The 25,990-nt window shown below is 39.2% G+C and carries 20 protein-coding genes and 1 tRNA gene; 5 read left to right on the forward strand and 16 right to left on the reverse strand.

Annotation, left to right across the window (positions count from 1 at the left end):
- Positions 1-111 precede the first annotated feature (111 nt).
- Positions 112-969, forward strand: a complete 858-nt coding sequence (locus QE422_RS05875) for a lamin tail domain-containing protein (RefSeq protein WP_307455871.1) — start codon at positions 112-114, stop codon at positions 967-969.
- 140 nt (positions 970-1,109) lie between these two features.
- Here QE422_RS05875 and QE422_RS05880 read toward each other — a convergent pair whose 3' ends face one another.
- The 8 genes from QE422_RS05880 to QE422_RS05915 form a co-directional block, all read right to left on the reverse strand.
- Positions 1,110-3,926, reverse strand: coding sequence for an aminopeptidase (locus tag QE422_RS05880; RefSeq protein ID WP_307455873.1), 2,817 nt, complete (start codon positions 3,924-3,926; stop codon positions 1,110-1,112).
- Between the two features lie 54 nt (positions 3,927-3,980).
- Positions 3,981-5,360, reverse strand: coding sequence for an orotidine-5'-phosphate decarboxylase (gene pyrF, locus QE422_RS05885; RefSeq protein ID WP_307455875.1), 1,380 nt, complete (start codon positions 5,358-5,360; stop codon positions 3,981-3,983).
- Between the two features lie 135 nt (positions 5,361-5,495).
- The gene (locus tag QE422_RS05890) at positions 5,496-5,843 is read right to left on the reverse strand and encodes a YkvA family protein (protein WP_307455877.1); all 348 of its coding nucleotides are present in this window, start codon (positions 5,841-5,843) and stop codon (positions 5,496-5,498) included.
- Positions 5,844-5,924: 81 nt separating this feature from the next.
- Positions 5,925-6,464, reverse strand: coding sequence for a TlpA disulfide reductase family protein (locus tag QE422_RS05895; protein WP_307455879.1), 540 nt, complete (start codon positions 6,462-6,464; stop codon positions 5,925-5,927).
- A 96-nt stretch (positions 6,465-6,560) separates the two neighbouring features.
- Entirely contained in the window at positions 6,561-7,124 is a 564-nt protein-coding gene (locus tag QE422_RS05900; RefSeq protein WP_307455881.1) for a thioredoxin family protein, read from the reverse strand.
- An 18-nt stretch (positions 7,125-7,142) separates the two neighbouring features.
- Positions 7,143-8,213 carry a chorismate synthase gene (gene aroC, locus QE422_RS05905; RefSeq protein ID WP_307455882.1) on the reverse strand — a complete coding sequence of 357 codons (1,071 nt, stop codon included), beginning with the start codon at positions 8,211-8,213 and terminating at the stop codon, positions 7,143-7,145.
- A 45-nt stretch (positions 8,214-8,258) separates the two neighbouring features.
- Positions 8,259-9,899 carry a hypothetical protein gene (locus tag QE422_RS05910; RefSeq protein WP_307455884.1) on the reverse strand — a complete coding sequence of 547 codons (1,641 nt, stop codon included), beginning with the start codon at positions 9,897-9,899 and terminating at the stop codon, positions 8,259-8,261.
- A gap of 54 nt (positions 9,900-9,953) precedes the next feature.
- Positions 9,954-10,496, reverse strand: coding sequence for a YMGG-like glycine zipper-containing protein (locus tag QE422_RS05915; protein WP_307455886.1), 543 nt, complete (start codon positions 10,494-10,496; stop codon positions 9,954-9,956).
- A gap of 276 nt (positions 10,497-10,772) precedes the next feature.
- On the opposite strand from QE422_RS05915, the gene QE422_RS05920 reads away from it, so the two are divergent.
- A complete protein-coding gene (locus QE422_RS05920) occupies positions 10,773-11,207 on the forward strand; it encodes a hypothetical protein (RefSeq protein WP_307455887.1) in 435 nt (144 codons plus the stop codon).
- Positions 11,208-11,807: 600 nt separating this feature from the next.
- Entirely contained in the window at positions 11,808-12,101 is a 294-nt protein-coding gene (locus QE422_RS05925; protein ID WP_307455889.1) for a hypothetical protein, read from the forward strand.
- 152 nt (positions 12,102-12,253) lie between these two features.
- Here the strand turns inward: QE422_RS05925 and QE422_RS05930 are convergent, their stop codons facing one another.
- Positions 12,254-13,087 carry a glycosyltransferase gene (locus tag QE422_RS05930; RefSeq protein WP_307455891.1) on the reverse strand — a complete coding sequence of 278 codons (834 nt, stop codon included), beginning with the start codon at positions 13,085-13,087 and terminating at the stop codon, positions 12,254-12,256.
- 670 nt (positions 13,088-13,757) lie between these two features.
- Here QE422_RS05930 and QE422_RS05935 point away from each other — a divergent pair.
- Positions 13,758-17,525 carry a fibronectin type III domain-containing protein gene (locus QE422_RS05935; protein ID WP_307455893.1) on the forward strand — a complete coding sequence of 1,256 codons (3,768 nt, stop codon included), beginning with the start codon at positions 13,758-13,760 and terminating at the stop codon, positions 17,523-17,525.
- Between the two features lie 351 nt (positions 17,526-17,876).
- Here the strand turns inward: QE422_RS05935 and QE422_RS05940 are convergent, their stop codons facing one another.
- Positions 17,877-18,104 (reverse strand): hypothetical protein, encoded by a 228-nt coding sequence (locus QE422_RS05940; RefSeq protein WP_307455894.1) that lies wholly within the window; start codon positions 18,102-18,104, stop codon positions 17,877-17,879.
- Positions 18,105-18,569: 465 nt separating this feature from the next.
- Between QE422_RS05940 and QE422_RS05945 the strand changes: the two genes are divergently transcribed.
- Complete coding sequence (locus QE422_RS05945; RefSeq protein ID WP_307455896.1) at positions 18,570-18,905, forward strand: NINE protein; 336 nt, start codon at positions 18,570-18,572, stop codon at positions 18,903-18,905.
- A gap of 351 nt (positions 18,906-19,256) precedes the next feature.
- Here the strand turns inward: QE422_RS05945 and QE422_RS05950 are convergent.
- From QE422_RS05950 to thrA, 6 genes are all read right to left on the reverse strand, one after another.
- Positions 19,257-19,327 (reverse strand) — tRNA-Cys (locus QE422_RS05950).
- 132 nt (positions 19,328-19,459) lie between these two features.
- Positions 19,460-20,824, reverse strand: a complete 1,365-nt coding sequence (locus QE422_RS05955; RefSeq protein ID WP_307455898.1) for a DUF4403 family protein — start codon at positions 20,822-20,824, stop codon at positions 19,460-19,462.
- 34 nt (positions 20,825-20,858) lie between these two features.
- Positions 20,859-21,227, reverse strand: a complete 369-nt coding sequence (folB, locus tag QE422_RS05960) for a dihydroneopterin aldolase (RefSeq protein ID WP_307455900.1) — start codon at positions 21,225-21,227, stop codon at positions 20,859-20,861.
- Entirely contained in the window at positions 21,224-22,537 is a 1,314-nt protein-coding gene (gene thrC, locus QE422_RS05965) for a threonine synthase (protein ID WP_307455901.1), read from the reverse strand. The genes folB and thrC overlap by 4 nt, the downstream gene beginning before the upstream one ends.
- A gap of 11 nt (positions 22,538-22,548) precedes the next feature.
- Entirely contained in the window at positions 22,549-23,469 is a 921-nt protein-coding gene (locus QE422_RS05970) for a homoserine kinase (RefSeq protein WP_307455903.1), read from the reverse strand.
- Between the two features lie 10 nt (positions 23,470-23,479).
- Positions 23,480-25,930 (reverse strand): bifunctional aspartate kinase/homoserine dehydrogenase I, encoded by a 2,451-nt coding sequence (thrA, locus tag QE422_RS05975; RefSeq protein WP_307455904.1) that lies wholly within the window; start codon positions 25,928-25,930, stop codon positions 23,480-23,482.
- Positions 25,931-25,990: the final 60 nt, after the last annotated feature.

A 25,990-nucleotide genomic window follows, 5' to 3' on the forward strand; every position in this document is an offset into this window, starting at 1 on the left:
ACGGAGATTTTTTATTTCTGATTAATAAGTATTTAAGCAAATTTTAATGTGTCATTTTTATTTCGGTGGTATCGTTTTTGTAGTTTTCACAGCAACCACAAATAAATCATCATGAAAAAAGTTTTTACTCTTATCGGGATTGTTTCCTTAATCTTTACTCAAGCTCAGATTGTAATCAGCGAAATATATGGCGGCGGCGGAAGCCCGAGTCTGGCATTAAGCCATGATTATATCATGCTTAAAAATATAGGCACTGAAACGGCTTCTTTAAATGGAGCAACCATACAGTATGGTTCCGCAGAAGGAAATTTTTCACAGTATCATATGCTTCCCAACATTGTCCTGAATCCGGGACAAAGCTATTTGATTCAGGAAGGACCCAACGTTTCCGGAAAGGTAGATCTGCCTGCTCCGGATTTTATTGCCGATGAAGTGGTAAATTTTAATGGTTCACAAAATTCTTACGGAGGGCTGGATCTTGATAACAGGGCCGGAAAGATCGCTTTAGTAAACGGACCGGTACAAGTTGAAGATTTCAAAAGCAACAATATCATTGATTTTGCCGCTTATGGAACAACGAATGCCATTCCAGTCTTCGCTTCTGCAGCCAATACCGCATTTAAGAGAATATTTGAAAACACAGGCAGCAATACTATAGAATTTGTTACCGCACCTGCATATCCTATCAATTCCTCTGTTGGAAATACTACTGTTGCTGTTGCAGTGGTAGATCCGGACTATTCCAAATTCAATTTTATTGTCAATCCTTTCCTTAAAGAAAATACAGAAGTGGTTTTCAGCAGTGAAATAGAGAATGTGAAAATTTATGATGAATTCGGTCAGGTTGTAATGCAATCGCCTATAAAGACTTCTTATGGAATGAATCTGATTGAACTGCCCAAAGGAAAATATACAGTAACCGGAATGATCAACAATTCACCGGTATCCCAGCAGATCGTTAAGGATTAAATAATATGAACTTAACAAGCTGGAAAAGAGGAGTTAGAAGTTATCATCGCTACATCATAACCAAGAGCTTTGAGTATGAAATGAGTATAATTTAGACTAAAAAGATTTATACTTAAATCCTATTATTCACGCTGTTTAAGTTAGTACCATCCTCGTCGGGCCGCATTAATAATTGAACTCAGATTAAGAATCAGCGTATATCGTATTCTTTTTCCGTAATCCTTAAATGCCGGCTCAAATCCTAAGGAAGACTGTACCGGAAGATACACTTCGAGGAAATCAGGAATAATCCTCACTTTCACGCCGCTGTCCCAGATAAATTTCGTCGATTGGTTTTTATTATCGTAAACCCCTGCATCCGCATATACATGGAAAATTTTCCATACACTGGTATCTACGTTTACGGAAGTGATCCATTTGTTGACGGTTCCGGGAATAAATGATTTAAAACCTCCGTCCGCAAGGATGAACTGCTGCGATAAAATTCCGCCGGTGGCACTTTGTCCCAATAGGTTATAGGAAAAGGAATAATCCGAAACTCTCGAGATTCCGTAGTTGAACGTATTGTTTCGGGTATTGTTCTTAATGAAATATCCAGCAAATAAACGGACGCTCAGTTTCTGCCTTGGTGCAAATTCCCACCGATAAAATCCTTCTGCCGTTACTTTATGAAAATCTTCCATCCACTGTGTACTTACACCCAGACTTTTCTCATGAATACTCTGGCTGTCGTTGTATCCATAACCTGCACTCCACAGATTATACCGGTCATAATCGTTGTTTGCAATCATTAACGGACTTAAATCCCTTTCAAAATAATTATATGAGACCCCCAGACTGCTGCTTACCGTGCTGCGAGGATTTTTCATAAAATTTAAATTGGAATAAATGGAAGCCTTCCGGTAGGCCAGATCATAATCATAGTGGAAATAAGATCCTGAAACGCCGAATGTCAGGCTTCTGATAATGCTTTCCGCAGGTAAAAACGAGTAGGCGATAGCTCCAGAACCTGTCAGTTTCCCTGTTCCCGTACTGTAAGTAGGAGTCAGGGAGTATAGAAACTTCTGATCAAAAAAAGATTGGTTTTTAAAATTAAGACCAATCAGGAATTTGTCATACGTATTGCTGAATTTAACGCGTGGATTGATATAAATCTCGTTAAATTCAGGATTCGGAATATCTTTAATCAGCTTAAGCTTGATCTTTTTGGTATTGGAAAACAAGCCTTTGGTGTAAAGATAATTGTCCCGGTAGTTGGATTCCGGGAAAATGTACTCATCATTCAGAGTTATTTTGTAAATATCAAGAGCAGGAATCGAAACGGTTTTTATTTTTTGATTCTCTTCCGTTTCAACCCAATAATCGTTTATCTGGCCATCTTTTGAAGTGGTCTGAAGTTTTACCGGAATATTGGCAGAGGTATTTTTCTGGATCTTAATCTCCAGCGAATCACCTTCTTTTCTAAACCTTTTCAGATTAAAATTTACTCTGTTTTTATGTTGGATAAATTCAGACAAATAAGAAGTTCTTTTATCTTTTTCTGCCAGTTCCTTTAAAAAATCTCTCGGATCGACTTTCTTATCCGTATTTCTCGCAATAAAATCCTGGACTAGATTTTCAAAATTCTGATACCCCATTTTATCCGCAGAATAATTGAATAAGGTACCGGTTTCAAAGCTGCTGATAGCCATATCATTAAAATTGCTCAATGCGGAAAACTTTTCATCAATTTTTTGATCCAGATTTTGAGACATGATATACTGATAGGCGAGGCCGTATCTTTCAATCAGCTTTACATCCGAAGCATGAAAAAGTTTCAGGGGCTTGATTCCGAAAATTTTTGTGTCATTTAGCATTCCCAGCAATTTGGTATAAGGATAAAACTTCTTTAAATACTGAATTTCAAGATAAGATTTCAATCCGTTTTTGAACCAGTGGAAATTCTGTTTATCTGTAATGATGCTTTCATCCAGGATTTTTTTGGAAATAATCCCAAAATAATCCATATCCGTATTTTCCGCCTGGGTAAACAGCCGGAACCTGTATTTCCAGAATGCAATATCGTTATTACCGAAAAAATCTTCCTTATTCCTGAACTTCTCGGAAATAAAAATCTTTTCAGGAAGGATACTTATTCTTTCTTTGATAAATTTTAATTGTAAAGGAAGATAAAATTCCAGGTTCTGTTTTTGTTCAGGAGTTAAATTATACCCAAATTTTACTTCTGTACGGATATCTCCGGTATTGACGGTAATGGAAGGGTATTCGTTTAGGGAAACTATAAATTCAGGATCAGCATCCAGGTAGCCATTAAACGAATTGATCTGGGTTTGTTTTAAGTTGCTTTCTACAAAGTAATTTGCCGGAATATCAAAGTTTACCGTCCAGAATGTATTGAAGCTCACCGATTCTTCGATGTCCTGGTATTCGCGGGGAGAATTATTGTCCGGATCAAAACGATCCGGAACAATAAAGAAATATTTCAAGGCAGCACCGGTAGCAGAAGTTCCGTATCCTGTAAATCGGCTATCCGGAAGCTGTATCTGATATTGCAGCTGCAGTTTTATTTTTTCTCCGGGTTTCAGGATTTCTTTTAACGGGAGAAAAAGGTTTTCTTCGGAAGTGTTGCTAACGGGAATTTCCTGGTCCGAACTTTTCACCTGCAATTGCAGAACCTTACCCAGCTGCTCCTGTTTGGCAAAATGAAGATCGGTATTCCGATCCTCCAGTTTCCGGTATACCAAAGATGTGCTGCGCCTGTTGTAAGCCGATACCCAATTTAAAAGTTTAATGGAATCCAGGTCTTTTGCAGAATGGTTGTAATAAACGATTTCTTCGTTCACATTCAGCATTTTGCTGTCTTGCGACAGTTTGGCTTCTATATAAATGCTGTCCTTCTGTGCAGAAACCTCTGCAGCACCCAAAAACAAAATAAGACAAATACTAATCCTTTTCAATTACTGTGATAAAGTATCAAATATAACTTATTTTGTATAAATTCCGTAAAGATTTTACTCCTGAATTGCTTTTTTTTCCAAAGAATTTAAATAAGCGTTCCAGCCTTCATTTTTATAGAGCATTGCTGCTGCTTCCGGGTTTTCAGCTTTGTAAATCCCTCTTCCGACAATAATAAAATCGCTATGAAGTGTTTTGAAAACATGTTCAGGCGTATTGTACTGCTGTCCTTTTCCGTCGCCGGAATCTGCCAGATTTACTCCAGGCGTAAACAACAGCATTTCGTCAGGAAGCGGATTCTGGGAAACACCTCCAATCACATTTGGATGTGAGGATGCTACTTTCAATGCTTCTTCTCTGTAAGCATTGGTTGTTAAAGCACCTTTAGAAGACATTCCGATAATCGCTACCACGCCTACATTTCGGAAGCAGTCCAGAGATTCGAACCCTCCGATTACCTGAGAGGTTACGAAATCGGCCCAATCCGTAATTTTGAATACCCCGCTAGTGAACTGAAGTTCCTGTGTATTCCCGATGTCTGCAAATTTTCGGTCTTCCATCAAAAGGAAATTATGTTTTGCAGCCAGCGCTTTTAAAGGGGTAATTGTCTTTTCATATTCAAAGTCGGAAATAATATCGATATGCGTTTTTAAAGCGATTACATGCGGACCTACTTTTTCGGCAAGATCCAACAATTCCTGAGTTGTTGTAACGTCTGCAGAAGCAATGAGATTAGATTCTTTAGCCAATGCCGTTTCCAACAGCTTTTTTGAAACGGAATGCTGGGCGTGTTCAAATTTTTCCTGATAAGAAAGTCTGGTTTTTTCTTCAAACTGGATATGGTTTCCTTTCAGGAAATCCTGGATTCTTGCTACTTCATCATCCGACAGTTCGCCGTTTTCCTTAAGGATTGAGCAGACTTCGGAAATATTAAAGAGGGTATGAACACGGTATCCTCTGCTTTCAAGAAGTTCTTTTCCACCTTGTTCCCGATCCAGAACCACGACAATATCAGCTACTTTGATATCCTCCTGCTCAACTTCAGCAATCGTTTCGATCAGAGATTTTCCGGAAGTAATCACGTCTTCTACCAACAGGCAGTTCTGTCCCTTCTGGTAAATTCCTTCGATCAGTTTTTTGGTGCCGTAATTTTTGGCTTCTTTTCTTTTAATAATTAACGGAATATAGCTTTGTAAAGACATCGCTGTAGCCATCGGAAGCGCAGCATAAGGAACTCCGCAGATCAGGTCGAAATTATCCAGCGGAAGCATATCCAGCAGGTAATTGGCAAGATTTTTCAAAATCTTAGGATCTGATGCGAGTGGTCTTAAGTCTACATAAAAAGGGCTTTCAATACCGCTTTTTAAAGTGAATCTTCCGAATTTGATGATGCCTAGTTTATAGCATTCTAAAAAGAATTCTTTTTTACTTTCCATTATTTTTTATTAGATGTTTGCAAATTTAAGGATTTGAGATGAAAAGGGGAAGAAGGTCGATGGTCAATTTTGCTTCGTCTCTGAATGGTCAATTCTATTGTACGAAAAAACCATCCCTGAAAGATGGTTTATTACTTATTCAACAATTTCGGCGTCGATAATCTTCGCACCGCCTGAATTATATTTTCGATCGGCTTCCCAAAGCAGGAATTTATCTACTTCCCGGATCAGTTTCGGGATGGCCAGCGATAATACGGCAAGATCATCCAACACCCCGATTACAGGAACTGCCACTTCCGGCAGCAGGTCAATAGGGGAGATGATGTACAAAAGTCCCAGCAAAGGCAGGATGATATCAAGCGAGCGCATCGGATATTCTCCTCTTCTCCACATCTTCACCATTCTGAAAATATCGGGGATCTTCTGTACGAAACCTTTATGGCTGATGGCTTCTTTTGCCAGGTTTAATTTAGAATACTTCATTCTGTGTTTGGCTTTAAATAATTTTTTAACCCTGAAGATTTCGCAAATTCTGTACCAACGAATTGCAAATTTTAGTTAAAATTATTTAATAATATTATCGATAAACTGGTGCGTAGATTCTGTATTCCAGTCTCTTGAAGCATCTTCCTTGATGAGGATTCTGCCGTCTTTGTCGAGCAGATACGTTGTAGGAAAGACTTTCGGGAGAATCTTTTCGGAGATCGGGCTCTGGGCAATATAAACGGGAACGTTGTAATTGTTTTCCTTTAAAAATTTTCTTACAGCCTCTTCCTGATCATTCATGGCGATCAGCACAAAGCTTACGTGATCTTTTCGGGTGTCGTACAGCTTCTGGATAGAAGGCCATTCTTTACGGCACGGCGGGCACCAAGTTCCCCAGAAGTTCAGAAAAACTGCTTTCCCTTTAAATGTTTTAAGGTTGGTGCTTGGAACATTGATTCCCTGAAGCTCGATATCGTAATCCTCGTCTCCGATATGAACGGCATTTTCAATAGCTGCGATCGGGAAAAAAGTGTCCTGAAGCTTTTCCTTCACTCCCGGTACAAAAGCTATCACCGCGATTAGGGCAATAAGTATGATATAAATGATATTTTTTTTCATTTTTTACGCTTGATGATATTTTTAAATATAACCTTATTGATTTTCAGTATAACTTCTGTTGAAAATGCAAAGGTAATTCAGGACAAGGTACTGAAATTATAGCAGTTCCAGGATTTCCTGAACGGCATCTTTTCCTCTGTTCTTAGCATAATATAGCTGCAGGTCATTGTAAAACTGATCTCTCGGATAGTTTTCGGGGTCTGCTTTAAATTTTGCCAGCAGCTCTCTTCCATATTTCGGACGTGGCCCCCAGGAATTTTTCACACTGAAATCATTGTTCAGGATTACCACTTTCGGAATCGATTCGGTACCGTTGGTGAGAAATTGGCTGATCAGGCTTTTATCGCTGTCTCTTAGGAAAATTCTGACTTCATTTCTCCCTTCAAAAAATTTAACCAGGGCCGGAACGGTCGAGCTTGCATCACCACACCAAACCTCGGAAATAATGAGGATTTTTCCATCAAAGTTTTTACCTTCCAGCTCTTTCAGTTGTTCTTCATCGGCAACATACTTTTTTAAAGTCCTATCGATCCGCTGAAGGCCAAGCTCGTAATAATGCTTATAATCGATTTCCTGCTGATCGGCAGGATTTTCCAGTCTCTGTTTTCCTATCTGCACATACTCTTCGAAAGAGACTGCTTTATCCCAGTAATTTTCCATTACTAACAATATTTATGTTTAAAAATTATTGATATTTCTTGTTTTATTGATCAAAAATAAATCGGCCAGCACAAAAGCCGCTAAGCTTTCCACTACCGGAACGGCTCTTGGAAGAACACAAGGATCATGACGGCCTTTTCCCTCTACAATTACACGGTTTCCTTCTTTGTCAATACTTTCCTGAGGTCTTAAAATGGTGGCCACCGGTTTGAAAGCGACCCGGAAATAAATATCCATCCCGTTGGAAATTCCTCCCTGAATTCCCCCGGAAAGATTGGATTTTGTAGTGAAATCTTCATTGAATAGATCGTTGTGTTCCTTGCCGGTCATTTTTGCCCCACAGAACCCGCTCCCGTATTCGAAGCCTTTTGCCGCGTTGATGTTGAGCATAGCCTTGCCGAGTTCTGCCTGGAGCTTTGAAAAAACCGGTTCGCCAATTCCCACCGGAACATTTTTAATAACACAAGTGATCGTTCCGCCAATCGTATTGCCTTCTTTTTTGATCTCTTTGATCCGTTCAATCATTTTTTCGGCCGTTTCCGCATCCGGGCAACGGACTTCATTGCTTTCCGTTTGCGAGAAATCCAATGCCTGGTAAGGTTTTTCACAGAAAATGTCGCCTACCGAAGAAACGTAGGCATTGATTTCGATATCTGAAAGCAGCTGTTTGGCCAGAGCTCCTGCAACGACCCAGTTTATTGTCTCCCGGGCAGAAGATTTTCCACCGCCGCGATAATCTCTCAGTCCGAATTTCTGGTCATAGGTAAAATCGGCATGGCTGGGACGGTACGAATTAGCGATATGATCATAATCTTTCGATTTCTGATTTTCATTTTCAATGATAAAGCCAATTGGGGTTCCCGTTGTTTTTCCGTCGAAAATCCCCGACAGGAATTTTACCGTATCGCTTTCTTTTCTTTGGGTAACAATAGCAGACTGCCCCGGCTTTCTGCGATCCAGTTCATATTGGATTTTATCGAGATCAACCGTTAAACCTGCCGGAAAATTATTAATGATTCCACCGTAAGCCAGACCATGGCTTTCTCCGAATGTTGTAAGGCTGAGAAGATTACCTAGAGTATTTAACATGATACAAATTTAAGGCTTTTTATCCAGATGGAAATAGGATAAAATTCAGTTCTGTTGATAAGAACAGTTGATAGAATTGATGATATGCAGCGCGGATTTTCTTTCTTCAGGATTTAATTTTTTCCAGATAAATCCTTTCTTCACATTTTGCGGGTCGCGCATCTGTGGAAAAATTCCGGCTTTTACATCATCGGAAATATAGCTTTCGGAAATAGCAGGCAGCTCCGTATCAAAGTTGAAAGGATATTTTTTAGAAACATTAAATTTTAAATTCCCCAGTCTGTAAGAAGCGTAATTATTATAATGATAAGTTGAAGGTCGATACAGTTGTTCCACTTCAAATTTACCCATAAAACTTCCTGGCCTGAAGCTTGGCAGATACATCTGAAGAATGCCTGGTAAAGTGATACTGCCAATGAACATCAGACTTAAGACAGAAAATACAGCGATCGATTTTTTCCGGTTAAAATAATCCATAAAAATCACAAAAAAGATTACAAAGAATACATCAATGAAAAACCTATATTGAGCAGAGAAAAGAAGGACAAGAATACTTTTAACCACTACTGAAATACAGATCAGGCTGATAATTCTGTTTTTTTTAATGATACTGAAAATGACAAAAATTAGAATGCTAAAGATAAAAAGAAGGTGTATCTTTGATTTTATGCCTTCTAAAAAAAGCCAGTTTTTAACATAGTCAAATAACGAAAACCTTTGAATCTCTTCATACGAATACTGCATATCATAAGTTTTCTGAATGGCAAAACGGGAGGATATTTTCAGGACTTCCGGATTGGGTTTCCAGCTTACATTCAAATCTCCGAGAGCCAGCGGAAAAACCGGATAGCCGAAGGTCCAGATATTTTTTATAAAGAATAAAAGCGCAATAAAGATACCGGGAATAAAGTTTGTCAATCTTGATTTAATGATAAGAATCGAGTAGAGGAAGCTCAGCAACGGCAGCCAGATCATTGTTGGTTTTATGGCAAAAACAAACACCGAAAAGGCGAATAGGATCATTGTATTTCCGTTTCTTTTCAAGATCTGATGTAAAATAATTAATGAAAAAACAATTACTGGCAGATCAGGACTCGGGGATTGCGAAAACAAAAATAAAACCGGAACAAAGCACAACTGCAGCCAGTTTTTATTTTCCACAATGTACAAAGCGTAAACAACCAGTAAAATGGCATTGATTCTTAAAAACGGATCGGAAAAATTTGAAAACCCTGCCTGAAAGATATGCCATACCGACATTTGCCCCAAGGTCAGATCCAAGTTAGAAATCCCTTTTACCAAACCAAACTCAGTAAGCCATTTTATTGTAGGAACATAATATCCAAAATGGTCTAAGATATAAGGGTAAAAAGATCCGCAGAATAGAATCATCCCGGTAATTATACCGATCAGCAGCACTTCTTTTTTCGGAAAGGCTGAAAACGCTCTGTATAACCTGTTCCGGAAAAAATAAGCTAGTCCAACCGCAATTGTAGGTAGTTCTACATAAATAGTTAAAGGAATAAAGAAAGACAATACCGTCCACAATACACTGATTCCTAAAATTCCGGATAAAATTTTTCCGGAAATTCCATTGGCTATTTTTCCGGAAAAGCTTTCCATCATTTTTCCTGCTCCCATGAAGACAGGAAGCAGAAGGATTGTGGAAAGGAGGAGTAAGATCATAAAAAAAGATTGCCTAAAAATAAGCAATCTTTCTATTATATTGTTGTAAAAATATTATCTAGGCTGAACCCTTCCGCTTTTTCTATCCTGCGCTCTACCCAGTGTATAACCGGTTGCACCACCGATTACCCCACCGATTGCAGCACCTGCTCCCGGGCTTTTCTTGTTAACGATAGCCCCTAAAGCGGCACCCCCTACAGCACCAATAATAGTACCTTTAGCAGCTTCACTCATCCCTTTCTTTTTAGCAGTTGTCTGGGAAGAAGTTCCGTTGCTGGCATAGCTACCATTGCTGGAACTACTGCTGGATCGGTCTCTGTATATCGTACGGGTTTCTCTGATTACCTGAGGTCTGGCACTAGCTGCAGCAGCGGCTTTTGCCTGTTGCATTTCAGCAATACTATCTGCTTTCTTCTGTGCTTCATAAGCCATTTTCTCTTTTTCAATGGCTAACTTTTGCTTCTCTATTTCCAACTGTCTCATCTGAAACTCCATTTTCTGTTGTTCCAACGATTGTTGTTCAGCGATCTGGTCATCTTTTTTACAGGCGGTCAGTAAAAAAACCGACATCAGACCTGTTAACACTATATTTCTCATAATTCAAATTTTTATAAGGTAAGGATGTTAAGCCAACCTGACTTTGATCTTATACTGTTTTCAATTATGAAGCCAAAGTTCGTTAAGCAATGTTAAAAGTGTTGAAAGTGCGGAAAAATTCTCTGGAATTTTAAAAGCTTGATTTGTATAAACCCTTTATTTGATAAAGTTTAAAAAAGATAGACATGAAATTAAAAATATAAACATTTATTAATTTTCCCTGTGTATTGAATTAATATGAATTGGTTATTTTTGTAGTACCTAAATTACAGTATTATGAAAAATTCATTTGTAAAAGTCTTTCTAATAGCAGGGGTGATGATTGTCGGAAGTTCTTTTTCCGCCGGTGAAAACGATCCTCAGAGAAAAGATGAAGTTTCGAAAGAGGTTTCAAAAGCGAAAACGTACAAAATCCGTTACGGTCTTTTGGGACAAAACGGAACCAAAACGTTGTCCGGCAGTTATGATGTGGGAAGCTTTATTGCTACCAATACGGTAACCGGACAAAGTTATGATACGTACTATGGCGGCGGTTTTCAGACCCTGCCCGCTTATTTTGATGATCTTCCTGCCGGAAATTACACGTTTAGTGCAATGCAGGGCCAGGGCGGCTGGGCAGGATACGGTTCTGTAACTTCAGAAGTTTCGGATGCCCAAGTGGATTCGGATGGCTATGTCACGATTTATATCCCGGTTTCCTGGGAAGAATAAAAGAAAATCTCACTGGAAACAGTGAGATTTTTTTATACCTAATTTGTATATACATGAAATCATAGAAATCAAAAGTTATCTATGAGTAACATTATTGATTTTAGGATTCTAAGCTCTACATCAATATTGTTGTTGACTCTGTATAATAGTAACGGTTCATAACTAGTATGTTATTATCTTTTATTAATTCCTTCTTTTAATATTAATTTATAGTTAAAAAACTGAAATTCTGAGGGATATGTAAAATTTTGATTTTTATTTAATTTTAATGCTTACTATTTTGCTTATCTCATTAATGCTTGTTATCTTTGGCCTTTCTGTCATCTTGCAGAGAAGAAGTTACAGAACTGGTTTTTATATTACAGTAATCATCCATAATGGAAGAAATATTGTAAGACCAAAATATAGTAGCATATGTTACTGACAAGCTCTGTTCAGTGCACTCTGAATAGATTTTTTTCATCATTTGTGTTTTTACGGCCTCCTGAAAGGGAGGCTATTTTATTTAAAATCTTTTTATACGGAATATGACTCCGCTCATAGAATCCCTGTTTTTTTAAGCATAATTTTGATTTAATATTAAACATCAAAAATTATTATATGAAAAAAGTAATGCTATTAATGCTGGGATTAAGTCTTTTTGCGGTAAGCTGTAAAAAGCAGGAAACACAGAATGAAAACAATGCGGTTACGGATTCTGTAGGTACATCGGGAACAACATCCGATACTTCAGGTACGGGAACTATGTCTACGGATTCTACAGGCACCGCTGGTGACAGCGCAATGAATCAGGGGAACACTCAGAATAACCAGAGAAGTACTACTACAAACCAGACGAACGGATCAAACGGTACACAGTCTAACGGAGGAACCAGAACTGATTCTGCCAGATAAGGATAAGATACTTTTTCCAACCCATATACCTTTTAAAAAAGAGGCGGTCTTCATAGACTGCCTCTTTGTTTTATATAAAATGTGTAGGTTTTAAATAGTGGTTCTTATCCTGTAAGGCGCATTTGAAACTCCAGTAACTTAATTTAACACGCTTAATAATACTGGAAAGCTGTTTTTATTTTGTTCATTAACCTGTAAGGTATTTTTGTCTGGTAGTTGAGAAGACTGTAAATATCCTGTGCATTAGTATAAGCTACCGGAACAGGCTTTCCATCAATTACGGTAATTTTTCTCCGTTGCATGGTCTCATGAATAACCCGCGCAAAAGACTCTTTTGCGCTCTGCTTGGCACTGTGCTGAGAAATTCCGTTGGAATGAAGCCGGTATTTATAAAAAACTTCATCTACAAATTTCGCATCACCAAACTCCAGAAGCTTCAGGTACAGATCCTGGTCGACAGCATTTTTGAGGGTAGGATTAATTCCGGAGGTCTTCAGGTAAGTCTCTCTTTTAAAAACAAAAAATGCATGAATTTGAATGGGAATATTGAAAAAATATTTATTGTTATGAATCTGCTTTATTTTCGAAAAAACCTCTTTCGGATTAAGATTTTCATCACAGAAAATTAGTTTGGAGTACGTCGCAATGATTTTACTGCTTTTCTTGAACTCGTCAAGCAAGCATTCAACAGCATAGCTGAAAATTGCATCATCGGGATCCAGAAAAGCACAGAATTCTCCGGTTGCCAGATCCAGGCACTTTCTTTTGGTATATCCGCATCCTTTGTTTTGTGTATTTTGATAAAATTTAAAGCGCTCATCGCCATCGATAAACTTTTTAATGAGCTCTACCGAATTGTCAGTTGAGCAGTCATCTACAATAATTACTTCCCAGTTGTCGTAGCTCTGTGAAATAATAGAATCATAACAATCCTTGAAATATCTTCCATTGTTATAATTGGCAATAAGTATAGATATTTTATTCACCTTAATTGGATTTATCATTGGAAGCAAAAGTACTTAACATAATATTTAAAGAAGATGATCTAAATCAATCTTTTTATATGAAATAAAATGTATCTTATAAAAATACTTCTATGGGTTTAATTTTAGATATTTATTGGAAATAAAAAATTATGAAGTTTAAATACAGGATTTTGTGAAAGTCTATTTACGATCTGTATTATTGAAATTCCATTTATAAATTAGAAGAAATTCTAAATATTTTAATAAAAATTTTACGTTATGATCTCAATCATAAGCATATAGTAAACGAGCTTATTACTTTTACGACATGGATTAATAATAATTGATTCAATAAAATTTTTTTCATCATTTGTGTTTTTTTTGGTCTCCTTTGCAAAAAGGAGACCTTATTTTTTGTCTTGAATTAATTGATTATTTCAACTGCAATTAAAAAAGAGGAGTATCGGCGATCAAATAAAGAAATAGATAATAATCGGTTTTATATAAATTGTAAAGAAAGCAATAAAACAGCTGAATCAACGTTTTGTTTTACACATGCACTTATATATTTGTTTTTCAATAGATGCACTATTGGATTTAATATAATTTCTTTAAAAAATTATAGCGATTTATGCTATAAAATATCAAAAAACGAATTAGATTTGCAAGGATTAATATTAAATGATAACTTATGAAGAAACTTTCTACTTATTTAGTACTTCTTCTGTGTTTGTTAAATCTGGGCGCCATTCCTGACGCCTATGGGCAGACACCTGCTCCGTTACCTTATTCGCAGAACTTTAATACGGCAAATGACTTGACGTTACTCAACGGAAGTCAGACGAATAAATGGTTCTACGGTGCTGTAACGGGAAATACGGGCAGCTCCCTTTACATTTCAAACACAAACGGAACCACGAATGCTTATTCAACCAGTACAACCAGTGTTGTGCAGGCATACCGGGATCTGGCCATTCCTACGGGAGCTTCCGTAGCCAACTTTTCATTCGACTGGAAAGGGGTAGGGGAATCCGGATGGGATTACCTGAGGGTATGGATGGTTCCTGCAACCTTTACTCCTACACCGGGAACGCAGATTACTGCAGGCAGTGGAAGAATTCAGGTGGGAACCGAATTTACAAACCAGGCAAGCTGGCAAACGTACAGCACCATCAGCTTAAACATCAGCTCTTTTGCAGGAACTACTATGCGTCTTGTATTTGAGTGGAGAAATGATGATCTTTTCGGGACACAGCCACCGATTGCTATTGATAACATCAACGTAAGCGTACCAAGCTGTTTCCCTCCATCTGCCCCTACAACAGGCAGCATTACGACCAACAGTGCAGTTTTATCGTGGACTGCTCCCGGGACTGCTCCCGCTAACGGATATGAGTATTATATAAGTACCAATCCTACAGCACCTACCGCAGCCACCACGGGTGTAGCCAATGCCGGAACAAGTGTTACCGTTGCATTAGCTTCAAGCACTACCTATTATTGGTGGGTACGTTCCATTTGTGGAGCAGCCAATAAAAGTGTCTGGATCGCGGCATCAAGTTTTTCAACACTTCAGGTACCTACTACTATTCCTTATACACAAAGCTTCTCAACTGGAAATGACCTTCAGCTGACGAGTTCCGGACAGCCAAACATTTGGTTCTACGGTTCTGTAACAGGAAATCCGGCCAACTCATTGTATATTACAAATGACAATGGGGTTTCTAATGCATATAACACTTCAGCTACCAGCGTAGTACATGCCTTTAGAGATCTTATTGTTCCTGCAGGAACTACTAATGCTACTTTATCATTCGACTGGAGGGGCATGGGAGAATCCAGCTTTGACTATATAAGAGTATGGCTTGTTCCAATGTCTTATACGCCGGTTGCCGGAACACAGATTACAACAGGAGGAGGAAGAATCCAGATCGGATCCGACTTTAATCAACAAAGCACCTGGCAGAACTATTTCAATACCCTGGTAAACCTGAGCACTTTTGCCGGTCAGCAGGTACGTTTGGTTTTCGAATGGAGAAATGACAGTATTATCGGAACACAGCCTGCCGGAGCGATTGACAATATCAATTTAAGCATCCCGACGTGCCAGGTTCCTACCAATATCGCAATCAACACTGTAGGAAGCACTACGGCAACAGTTACATGGACTGCTGCGGTACCGACTCCGGTGGGTGGATATCAGTATTACCTGTCTACAACTAACGTAGCACCAACTTCAGCTACAACGCCAACAGGTTCATCCGCAGGAACAACGCTTAACTTAACTTCTCTGACGCCTAATACAACTTATTATATCTGGATCCGTTCCGTATGTGTAGGGTCAGACAGAAGCTTCTGGGCAGCGGGTCCTAGTTTTACGACCACTCAGATTCCTGCTACTATTCCTTATATCCAGCCTTTCACTACAGGAAGTGATTTAGGATATACCAACGGTACCCAGGTAAACAAATGGACTTACGGAAGTGCTACCGGAAATACCGGAAATTCACTTTATATTTCCAATACCAACGGAACAACCAATGCCTACAGCATTACCTCATCAAGTGTTGTGCATGCTTACAGAGACATTATTGTACCGGCAGGAACTACTACGGCTATTTTCTCTTTTGACTGGAAAGGAGTTGGAGAATCGAGCTGGGATTATTTGAGAGTATGGCTGGTACCAACAACCTTTATGCCTGTTTCCGGAACGCAGATCACTGCAGGTACAGGAAGAATTCAGGTGGGTGCAAACTACAATCAACAGACGACATGGCAGAATGTCTTTAATCCAACGCTGAATATTTCAAGCTTTGCAGGCACAACAATGCGTTTGGTATTTGAATGGAGAAACGATTCAAGCGGTGGTACACAGCCTCCGATTGCGATTGATAATATTAATTTACGTATCTGTAACAATGCGACGCCAACCGTTACATTAGGAACGCCTACCCACAACTCAATTGTGTTAACGTGGAACCAAGATATCGGTGGTGCTACTTATACGATAAGATACAGACCGGTTAATTCTTCAACTTGGCAGACGGTAAATGTGGCAGCAGCGGCTTATCCGGCAACTACGAATACGACGACACTGACCAACCTTTTATCAGCTACTCAGTACGAAGTGGAGGTTGCAGCGATATGTAATACGAATACGGGAGTATATTCCCACAGTACATTTACAACGCGATGTGATCCGACACCTCCGAATGTAACGGTAAGTAATATTACGACTACATCGGCATTGATTACATGGTCTCCGCTTGCAGCAAGCTCTCATTATTTCTTAAGATACAGAATCGTAGGAAGCGGTAATGCGGGATGGAGTGCAAATATTGCTTTACCACTTGCTCCTGCCAATACTTATCCGCTTACAGGACTAAGTGTATTTACAAAGTATGAAGTTCAGATCGCCAATATGTGTGACAATGAGAATACATTGAACCCATGGTCTAACCCTAAAGTATTTACAACGGAAAGAACTTGTGAAATTGCTCCTCCTGGATTAACCATTACGAATCTCACCACCACTACCGCACAGGTAACATGGGATCCGTTCCCAAGTGCCACTTATATCTTACGATACAGAAAAGTAGGTATTCCGAGCTGGACAACGGTAACTTCCAATACCAATACCATTACCTTAACCGGTCTGTTGGAATTGACACAATATGAAATGCAGGTAGCAAACGTTTGTAGCGGAACTCCTGGTAACTATACACTTCCGTATCTGTTTACAACACCAACGGTAGTATATTGCCAGATGCAGGCGACAACGGCAAGCACGAATTACATTTCAAAGGTTACTGTTACTCCTAATGGTAAACCGGTAAAGACGAACCCGTCGTTAGCATCAAACTATACCGATTACACCGGAGTGACGAATACATTTATCGAATTGATCCAGGGATCTTCGGATAATAAGATCAGCATCGATAAAACTGCTTCAGGAAATGCTGGGGTAGCTGTCTGGATTGACTTCAACAGAAACGGATACTTCGATATCAACGAAAGGATCCTTGTTTCCGGACCGAATACGGACCAAACGGTAAGCGGAACATTTACAGTGCCTGCGGATGCTTTTGTCAGCCTGACAGACTATAAATATGTAGTGATGAGAGTGGCGATGTCAAAAGATGCCATCCCTGTAAACTGTACCAACTTCCCGAATGGTGAGGTTGAGGATTACACAGTAAGAATTTCGAAACTTCCGGTACCTAATCCTGTAAATCAGACGGATATCTTAATCTATCCTAATCCGGTAAGAACTGTATTAAATGTGAAAAACATCAGTCCGAGAGCCAATTATAAAATCTATAATTCTACTGGGCAGCTTGTTTCATCAGGAATCATTCTGAATAACAAGATTGATGTTCATGTATTAATCAACGGAATTTATGTAATAGATATCGAAGACGTAAAAGGTACTGTACAGAAAAAGTTTATCAAAGAATAAAAATAAATTGATAATAATAAAGGATAAGCTCTCAGAAATGAGAGCTTATTTTTTTAACATTTTTTAAATGATTGTTTAGTTTTTTACATATTTATAAATTACTGCAAATCCCTATAAGATCAGATAGTTCCGCTTCTTATCATCAGTTAAACTATTTTTAATCTATAATAAAGTTATGTTAATTGATAAAATTTATGTTATGTATAGATGTATTTAAGATGAACATTTCATACATTTGCAGTCACTCATGTTTAATTTGAGTTTTCATGGTTATTAGTTTTTTAATCCCTGTAGCAATACGGGGATTTTTTTATTGTAAAAGTTTCCTTGAAAACCAGACGGAATCTTTTATCAGTTCTTGTTTTTTGGAAAAAGAAATACTCTGAATCTCGCATTGCTGCTATAGTTTTTACAGCTGTCATCCATAAAAAGAGAGGGATTCTTTTTAAATTCCTCCATATAATTCCTGCCTTCTTCTTCCAGTGCAGGAATTATAATATAATCATAAAGAGTCTTGGTAAACTCACTGGAATTTTTCAAAATATTTTTCTTCTGTTTAATTGCTTCGTTGAACGTCATGGTATGTAATTAGTTGATGCAAATTTAATCAATATTGTGTGAAAAATAAAATTTTTAATAGAGATTGTAATCATAAAATCGGAAAATAAGAAATCAATATATTTGCAGCGATTCTCATGTTTATTGAGTTTTCATGGTTATTAGTTTTTAATCCTCATAGAAATATGGGGATTTTTTCGTTGTGATTTTGATCATAAAATCTCTATATAATGATTTATATATTTACAGTAGCAATAACACAATATTTATTCTCAGTAAGTTTGCCTCTCGTTACGAGAGGTTTTTTTTATGACTTCAGTCATATCGTAAGCAGAATGTTTCGGAGTAGCTTTACCGAAATTAATTTCCATTCGTTTTTAAACAGTTTAAACTTCTCAGAATACTGGGAAGTTTTTTGATGAATATCGCCTTGTAATCTTTTATGAGATATTAAAAATCGCTTTCTTTGTGAAAAATTAATTAACAATGAAAGATAAAATTACAGCGGCACTTTTTGCTTTATTCCTGGGAGGATTCGGTATTCATAAATTTTATCTGAACAGGCCGGTTCAGGGAATCATCTATCTTTTGTTTTTCTGGACGTTTATTCCGGCACTGATCGCTTTTGTCGAAGGGATTATTTACTTAACCATGGATGAGACAACATTTAGCATAAAATATAACGACGGCCGTGTGAAACCAGTATCCTTTAATAGCTATACGAATGTCGATGAACTTGAGAAGCTGGCCAGACTCAGAAATACGGGTGCCATTTCTGAAGCCGAATACAATACTTTAAAGGAAAGGCTGTTTAATTTGTAAAGCAGTAAATGATATTACGATATAAAATAAAGTTTCATCAGGTTTAGATCATACCCGAAAAGTTATATTAGAAGATTGACGGCTTCCGCCATTTAAATAAAAAATTAAGATATATTGGTACGTTCTTTGAATCTACAAAATCATTTAATCACCACTATATCTTTCAAATTACTCCCTGGCTTCGGCCGGGGATGTTTTTTTTATCTTACTTTTCATCTTTTATATGTGGTTCTTTGTAAGATTGTAGTGATTTAATTATTAAGAATTTAGAATGTCGTTATAATTTAGTTGTAATTATTATAAACAAAAAACCCTAAAGCACTGTAAATAAGTGGATTAGGGCTTTTTAAGAGGTACCTAGCGGATTCGAACCGCTGTAGATGGTGTTGCAGACCACTGCCTAGCCGCTCGGCCAAAGTACCATTTACCATTTTTGAGGTGTGCAAATATACTAAAATTTAGTTTTCAACAAAAGTTTTTAGGCAAATTCTTTCGTGCCTATGCTTTCTATATCGCTTTTTGTCTGTCTTTCAGCTTCATAATTTTTAATTATTTTATATTCCGTCTAAAATCAATCGCAGAGTCGCGTTCGTATCAATAACAGCGGTAATACCGTACGGGTTCATAAGGATCTGGCCAGGCTTTAAGTTAAAGACTTTTCCGGTCATTTTTAATCCTTTGTAGTATTCTTTATTAAAAGCTTCTTCGATGCTTTTTTTCGAGCTGTTTTCCAATTCCTGTGTCGGGATTCCGTATTCGTCTTCGATCATCTTTACGATACGGCCTTTGAAAAGCAGGGTTGCCGTTTTTTGCAGGAAATTGGCGGTCCGCAGATTGAATTTGGTATTCGACAGCACGATTTTCTTTTTGGTCTCATCATAAACGGGAATTCCGGAAATAAAAGCTTTCCCTTTTACATAGCCTTCCGTTTCCGCTTCGATCATTACTCTATCGTCTACGCCGTACACTTTGATGTCTTTGATTTTTACGGAAGAACCTCTGAGGTCGTATTCTTTATTTAAAAACATGTTCCGTGCAATTTCCGTTGCTTCTGAAAATGGAATATTTGCCGTTGTCTGAAGCAGGAATTTATCAGTTAAGGCAGGAACGAAATTAAAATCAGCAGCCGTTTTTACAAGCGGGGAAGAAGGCGGCTTGTTTCCGGTAAAGGTTTCGGAATAGACGTCAATTCCCAGATTGGTATTGATCTGATTGCCGTAAAATTTCAAGGGCGTGATATTCACTTTAATTGGCGTAACCTTCAGCCAGGTATTGTATTGCTCCGAAATATTGAACGGATTTGAAAACGCATTCCAGGCCAATACCGCATATTGCTGGAAATTAAGCTGAGTGGCCAGCTGCTGGTCGATCGTTTTGCTGAATTTCTGCTGCTGCTCGATCAGGCTTTTTTCCACCAGGCCCGTAATCGGAATCTTGATCCTGCCGAAATCAAGGACGGGCTTTACCACCCACCGGAATCCATTGGGTTCGGTAGTGGTCTTTACGGTCCAGTTATTTTGGAAATTAATCGTTGTACTGAAAGACATTACCGTTTCAAACTCCGTATTCTGATAGGTGTAAATGCCTAATGTGCCGATGCCCTTTTCTGCCCATATTTTTAACGGGACCTCAATCAGGAGATTCTGGCTGGTTCCGCCGACAAGACGGATCGGGCGGGTCTTCCAGACTTTCACCTTAAACTGATCATTGTTGTTATCGGTATAAGAATCGTCCTGGTAAATAAGATCTTTCACCGAGGCATTGATCAGATTGCTGATTTCCGCTAATGGAATTGTTACAGGCATCGTAATGCTCGATTTTACTTTCGGGAAATTGTAATGCACCACCGGGTTATCAGCGACGGTCTGTGCCGATGCATTGATAAAAAGGATCAGAAGGAGTAGCTTGATGATTTTCAAAAGGGATAATTTTAAAGATGAAACGGAGGAAAGCTTAATTTTGAGGTTTAAAACTCTGTTCTAGTTCGATGCTCGCCCCACGCATTTCACCTTTCATCGGAGGAGCGGTTTTGGTGATCTTTAATTTGATATAATCGATCTGCGGAAATTTTTTGTGCAGGGCAGCAATAATTCTTCCTGCCACATGTTCCAGCAGTTTGGATTTAATCTTCATTTCGTCATGAATAATATCATTGATGTCCGCATAGCTGATGGTATCATTCAGGTCATCAGATTCGGCGGCTTTCCATAAGTCTGTATGAAGTTCCGTATTCAGAATATAATAGGTGCCGATGGTATTCTCTTCCGGCAAAACCCCGTGATAGGCGTATACTTTTATATCTTCAAGATAAATCTTGCTCATTGCTGTTTCGTTTTATTAAGCAAAAATCGTTTTAATTCTTCAAAATCAGACTGCATCTCAGTACTTTTTTTGTCTTTTTTCATTAATTCTTCCAGCGATTCCGGAATGTCGGTTTTGATTTTTACTGCTTTTTCGATGGCTTCAGGAAATTTCACAGGATGGGCTGTTCCCAGGATAAAACCTTTCCTGCCCGGATTTTCTTCTAAGTATTGTTCCAGGGCGGTATAGGCGACTGCACTATGTGGTTCGAGCAGGTAATGGTATTTTTCGTAGACTTCTTTTATGGTCTCCAAAGTTTTTTTGTCATCAACAGAATACCCAGAAACGGCACCTTTTATTTTTTCAAACCGGTTTTCAAAAAGTTCGGAGACCCTTACAAAGTTGCTCGGATTTCCCACGTCCATCGCATTGGAAAGCGTTGGTACCGTTTCTTTCTGAACCAGTTCCCGGATTTCTAAATACCTCGGAATACTGTCGTTTTTATTGCAGGCCGCGATAAAATGTTTGGCAGGCAAACCTCTTAAATGGGCAAGGATTCCGGCACAGATATTCCCGAAATTTCCACTGGGAACACAGATTACAGGCGGCTCCTTTTCTGTTCTCTGCCACTGTTTCAATGCGAGCAGATAATAAATTTGCTGAGGAAGCCACCTCGCCACATTAATGGAATTGGCAGAGGTCAGAAATACATTTGAAGTAATTTCCTGATCCGAAAAGGCCTGTTTTACCAGACTTTGACAGTCGTCGAAGCTGCCGTTGATTTCCAGTGCAGAAATATTTTCACCAAGCGCTGTGAGCTGCTTTTCCTGAACCGGGCTTACCTTGTTTTTCGGGTATAAAATCACGACATTTATTCCCGGTGTTTTATAGAACCCATGTGCCACTGCGCCTCCGGTATCTCCTGAAGTGGCTACCAGAACCGTAACTTTCTTATCCTGATCTTTCAGAAAATAAGATAGGCAGCCGCTCATGAATCTTGCACCGATGTCCTTAAAGGCTAATGTCGGCCCGTGAAATAGCTCCAAGGAATAGATATGTTCATTAATTTTTTTTAAAGGAATTTCAAAGCTGACGGTTTCTGAGACAATTGCTTTTAAAATATCCGCCGGAATTTCATCTCCTACAAAATCTTTCATGCATTGGAAGGCAATTTCTTCATCGGAAAGCTGGTGCAGGTTTTCGATCAGCTGCCGGTCTAACGGTGGAATAGATTCAGGGAAAAACAATCCTTTCTCTTTTCCCTGGCCTTTAACGGTTGCGGTACGGAAATCAACGATTTCCTCTTTATCTTTTAAATTATAGTAATTCATTCTGTTCGGTTTTAATCAATGACAGTAATTCCTGAAGGATTTATTTTTGAAACATAGACCAGGCTGTCGATTCCGGTTTCATTGTACACGGTCTGCATTATTTCTGCAATGTCCTTTGAAATCTTTTCGGTTTCAGACAGCATAAACAGGGAAGGGCCTGAGCCTGAAATGCCCCCGCCCAGGGCTCCTGCTTCCATGCTTTTTTCTTTTATTTCATTAAATTTCGGAATGAGAATGCTTCTGACGGGTTCGATGATTACATCTTTCAGGCTTCTGCCGATCAGTCCGGAATCGTTTTTCTGAATTCCGGCGACCAGTCCGGCAATATTTCCCCATTGTTCGATCGCATCTTTCAGGAGAATCTTATTCTTCAGGATCTGTCTTGCGTCCGATGTTTTTACCTCAATCTGCGGATGTACGGCCGTTACGAATAAATCCGGGGCATTCAGCGGAATGATATCTACAGGATCCGAGGATTTAACCAACGTAATTCCGCCATAAATGCACGGCGCAATATTATCTGCATGCTTTACCCCGGATGCGAGCTCTTCCCCAAACATGGCAAAATAAACGAGCTCTTCCCTAGTGAAGATATTTCCTAGAAGCTCATTAGCTCCTACGGCAGCTCCGGCGGCACTGGCAGCACTCGACCCAAGCCCGCTTCCCGGTTTTATTCTTTTATTGATGATTAACTCAAATCCATTTTTAAGGTTCAGGTGTTCCATGATCTTCAGCAGGACAACGCCTGCGACATTTCCGGAAGGCTCTTCCGGCAGTCCGAAACCGTCTGTATGCCGGATAATCACTTCAGGCGTTTCAAGCAGCTTCAGTTCCATTTCATCATAAGGTTCGTGGATGGCCATTCCCAGGATATCAAATCCGCAAACCAAATTGGCAACGGTGGCCGGTACTTTTAATCTTACATTTTTCATAGATAGTATTTTAAACGGAACGTACGATATCAGCAAAAATACCACTGGCCGTAACTTCTGCGCCGGCTCCTGCGCCTTTCACCACCAAAGGCTGCTCAGAATACCTCAGCGTTTTAAAGATAACGATGTTGTCTTTACCGTACAGATGAAAAAGATCGCTTTCCGGAGCCACATGTTGCAATCCTATTTTTGCCTTTCCCTCTTTAAATTCAGCAACATATTTTAAGATCTTTCCGTCGATTTTTGCATTTTCAAGTAATTGTTTAAAGTGATCTTCATATTTGAAAAGTGCTTTGTAAAAATCTTCTACACTTCCTTTCATGCATTCTTCAGGCAGGAAGCTTTCGTTTTCAATGGTATCGAACTCAAGCGGGTAGCCTGCTTCTCTGGCCAGGATCAGTATTTTCCGGGCAACATCTGTTCCTGCCAGATCAAGCCTTGGATCCGGTTCGGTGTAACCTTCCTGTTGGGCCTGCGCCACCACTTCTGAGAAAGGCTTGCTGCCATCATAATGATTGAATACGAAATTCAATGTTCCGCTCAACACAGCCTGAATAGAATTGATCCGGTCACCGCTTCTGATGAGGTCGTTAATGGTCCCGATGATGGGAAGTCCGGCTCCGACATTGGTTTCAAAGAAAAACCGGCAGTTGTGGTTCCGGGCCGTATTTTTTAAATTTTTATAATTCGCGAAGTCTGAAGAGGCTGCGATTTTATTGCACGCTACGATATTCACACTGCGTTTTAAAAGTTTTTCGTAGACAGGAGGGACTTCCGGGCTTGCTGTTACATCTACGAAAACGGAATTTCTCAGGTTTCTGGAAATAATTTCATCAGCAAAATTTTCCTCAGAAAATTCGTTCCCGTTTTCGTTTAGCTTTAAAAAATCATCTTCGGAAATTCCTTTATCGGAAAAAAGCATTTTGCGGCTGTTGCAAAGTCCTGCGATTCTTATATTGATCGAAAGGTTTTCCTTCAGGTATTCATTCTGATCATAGATCTGGCGGATTAATTTAGTACCTACATTTCCGGTTCCGCAGATGTACAGGTGAACCTGCTTGATTTCAGATTCAAAAACCTCTTCGTGCAGGATGTTAACCGCTTTCCGGATATCTTCCTGTGAAATAACGATGCTGATGTTCTTTTCCGAAGAACCCTGCGCGATCGCCCGGATATTGATGCCGTTGTTTCCGAGACAGCCAAACATTTTTGCGCTTACGCCGCTTCTGCTTTTCATATTGTCTCCTACGAGGGCAACGATGCCCAGACCGGTTTCAATTTTTACAGGCTCAACTCTTTTTAATTTCAGATCATCTTCAAAGGAGGTGCTGATCGCTCTGTTTGCAGTGGAAACATCTTTTTCATTAATGGCTACAGTGATGGAGTGCTCCGATGAACTTTGGGTAATCAGAATCACACTGATCTTTTCATTATTAAGACACTGGAATAATTTTGCGGAAAATCCCGGGATCCCGATCATCCCGCTTCCTTCAAGGGTGAGCAGCGCAATATGGTTCATATTTGAAATTCCCACTGCAATTTCCTGGTTTTCATTAGCTGATATCTTCGGCTGATGGGAAATTAAAGTTCCGTAAGCTTCAGGATCAAACGTATTCCTAATTCGTAAATCGATATTTTTTGCCATCACCGGCTGAATAGTAGGCGGATATAAAACATTTGCTCCAAAATGGGAAAGTTCCATCGCTTCAGCATAGGAGATTTCAGAAATCGGCTTTGCCCCGGATACTAACCTGGGATCTGCCGTCATCATTCCGCTTACATCCGTCCAGATCTCAAGTTCTTCCGCATCCGTTGCGGCGGCAATAATGGATGCCGTATAGTCGGAGCCGCCCCGCCCGAGCGTTGTACCGTTTCCGTCTTTATCTTTGGCAATAAAACCCGGAGCAATGATAATCCGGTTGTGGTTTTCCGCGAAGTATTTTCTGATGTTTTCTTCCGTGTGTTCAGCATCTACCTTTGCGTGGGTAAAATTACTGTCGGTGACGATTTGCTCGGCAGAATTCATCCACGAGGCATCCAAGCCTTCGGATTGAAGTTTTGCATGGATGATCCGGGAGGAAAGAAATTCTCCGTACGAAGTGATCCGGTCTTTAGTTTTTGCGGTAAATTCTCCCAAGACGAAAATTCCGTTGCAGATCTCTTCGATATCATTAAAATGCTTTTTGACGAAACTTAGCCATGCGCTCTGCGCCAGGATCGGCATGAGCTCTTTTACCAGATTCAGATGTTTGTTTTCGAGTTCTTTTAGGATTTCCGGATAAGACTCTTTTTGATCAGCGGCAGATTCTGCTGCATTGATCAATTGATCGGTTATCCCGTGAAGTGCTGAAACGACTACCACTATTTTACTTTCTGCAGATGCTTTTTTTATAATGTTTTCGACCTGCCGTATATTTTGAGCATTGGCAACGGAGGTGCCTCCAAATTTTAAAACTTTCATTGCGAATTGTTTTAAGTTATAGAAAAAATGAAATTTACTCTTTCAGAAAAGAGTACATGC

The sequence above is a fragment of the Chryseobacterium sp. SORGH_AS_0447 genome (assembly GCF_030818695.1).
Classification (GTDB): domain Bacteria; phylum Bacteroidota; class Bacteroidia; order Flavobacteriales; family Weeksellaceae; genus Chryseobacterium.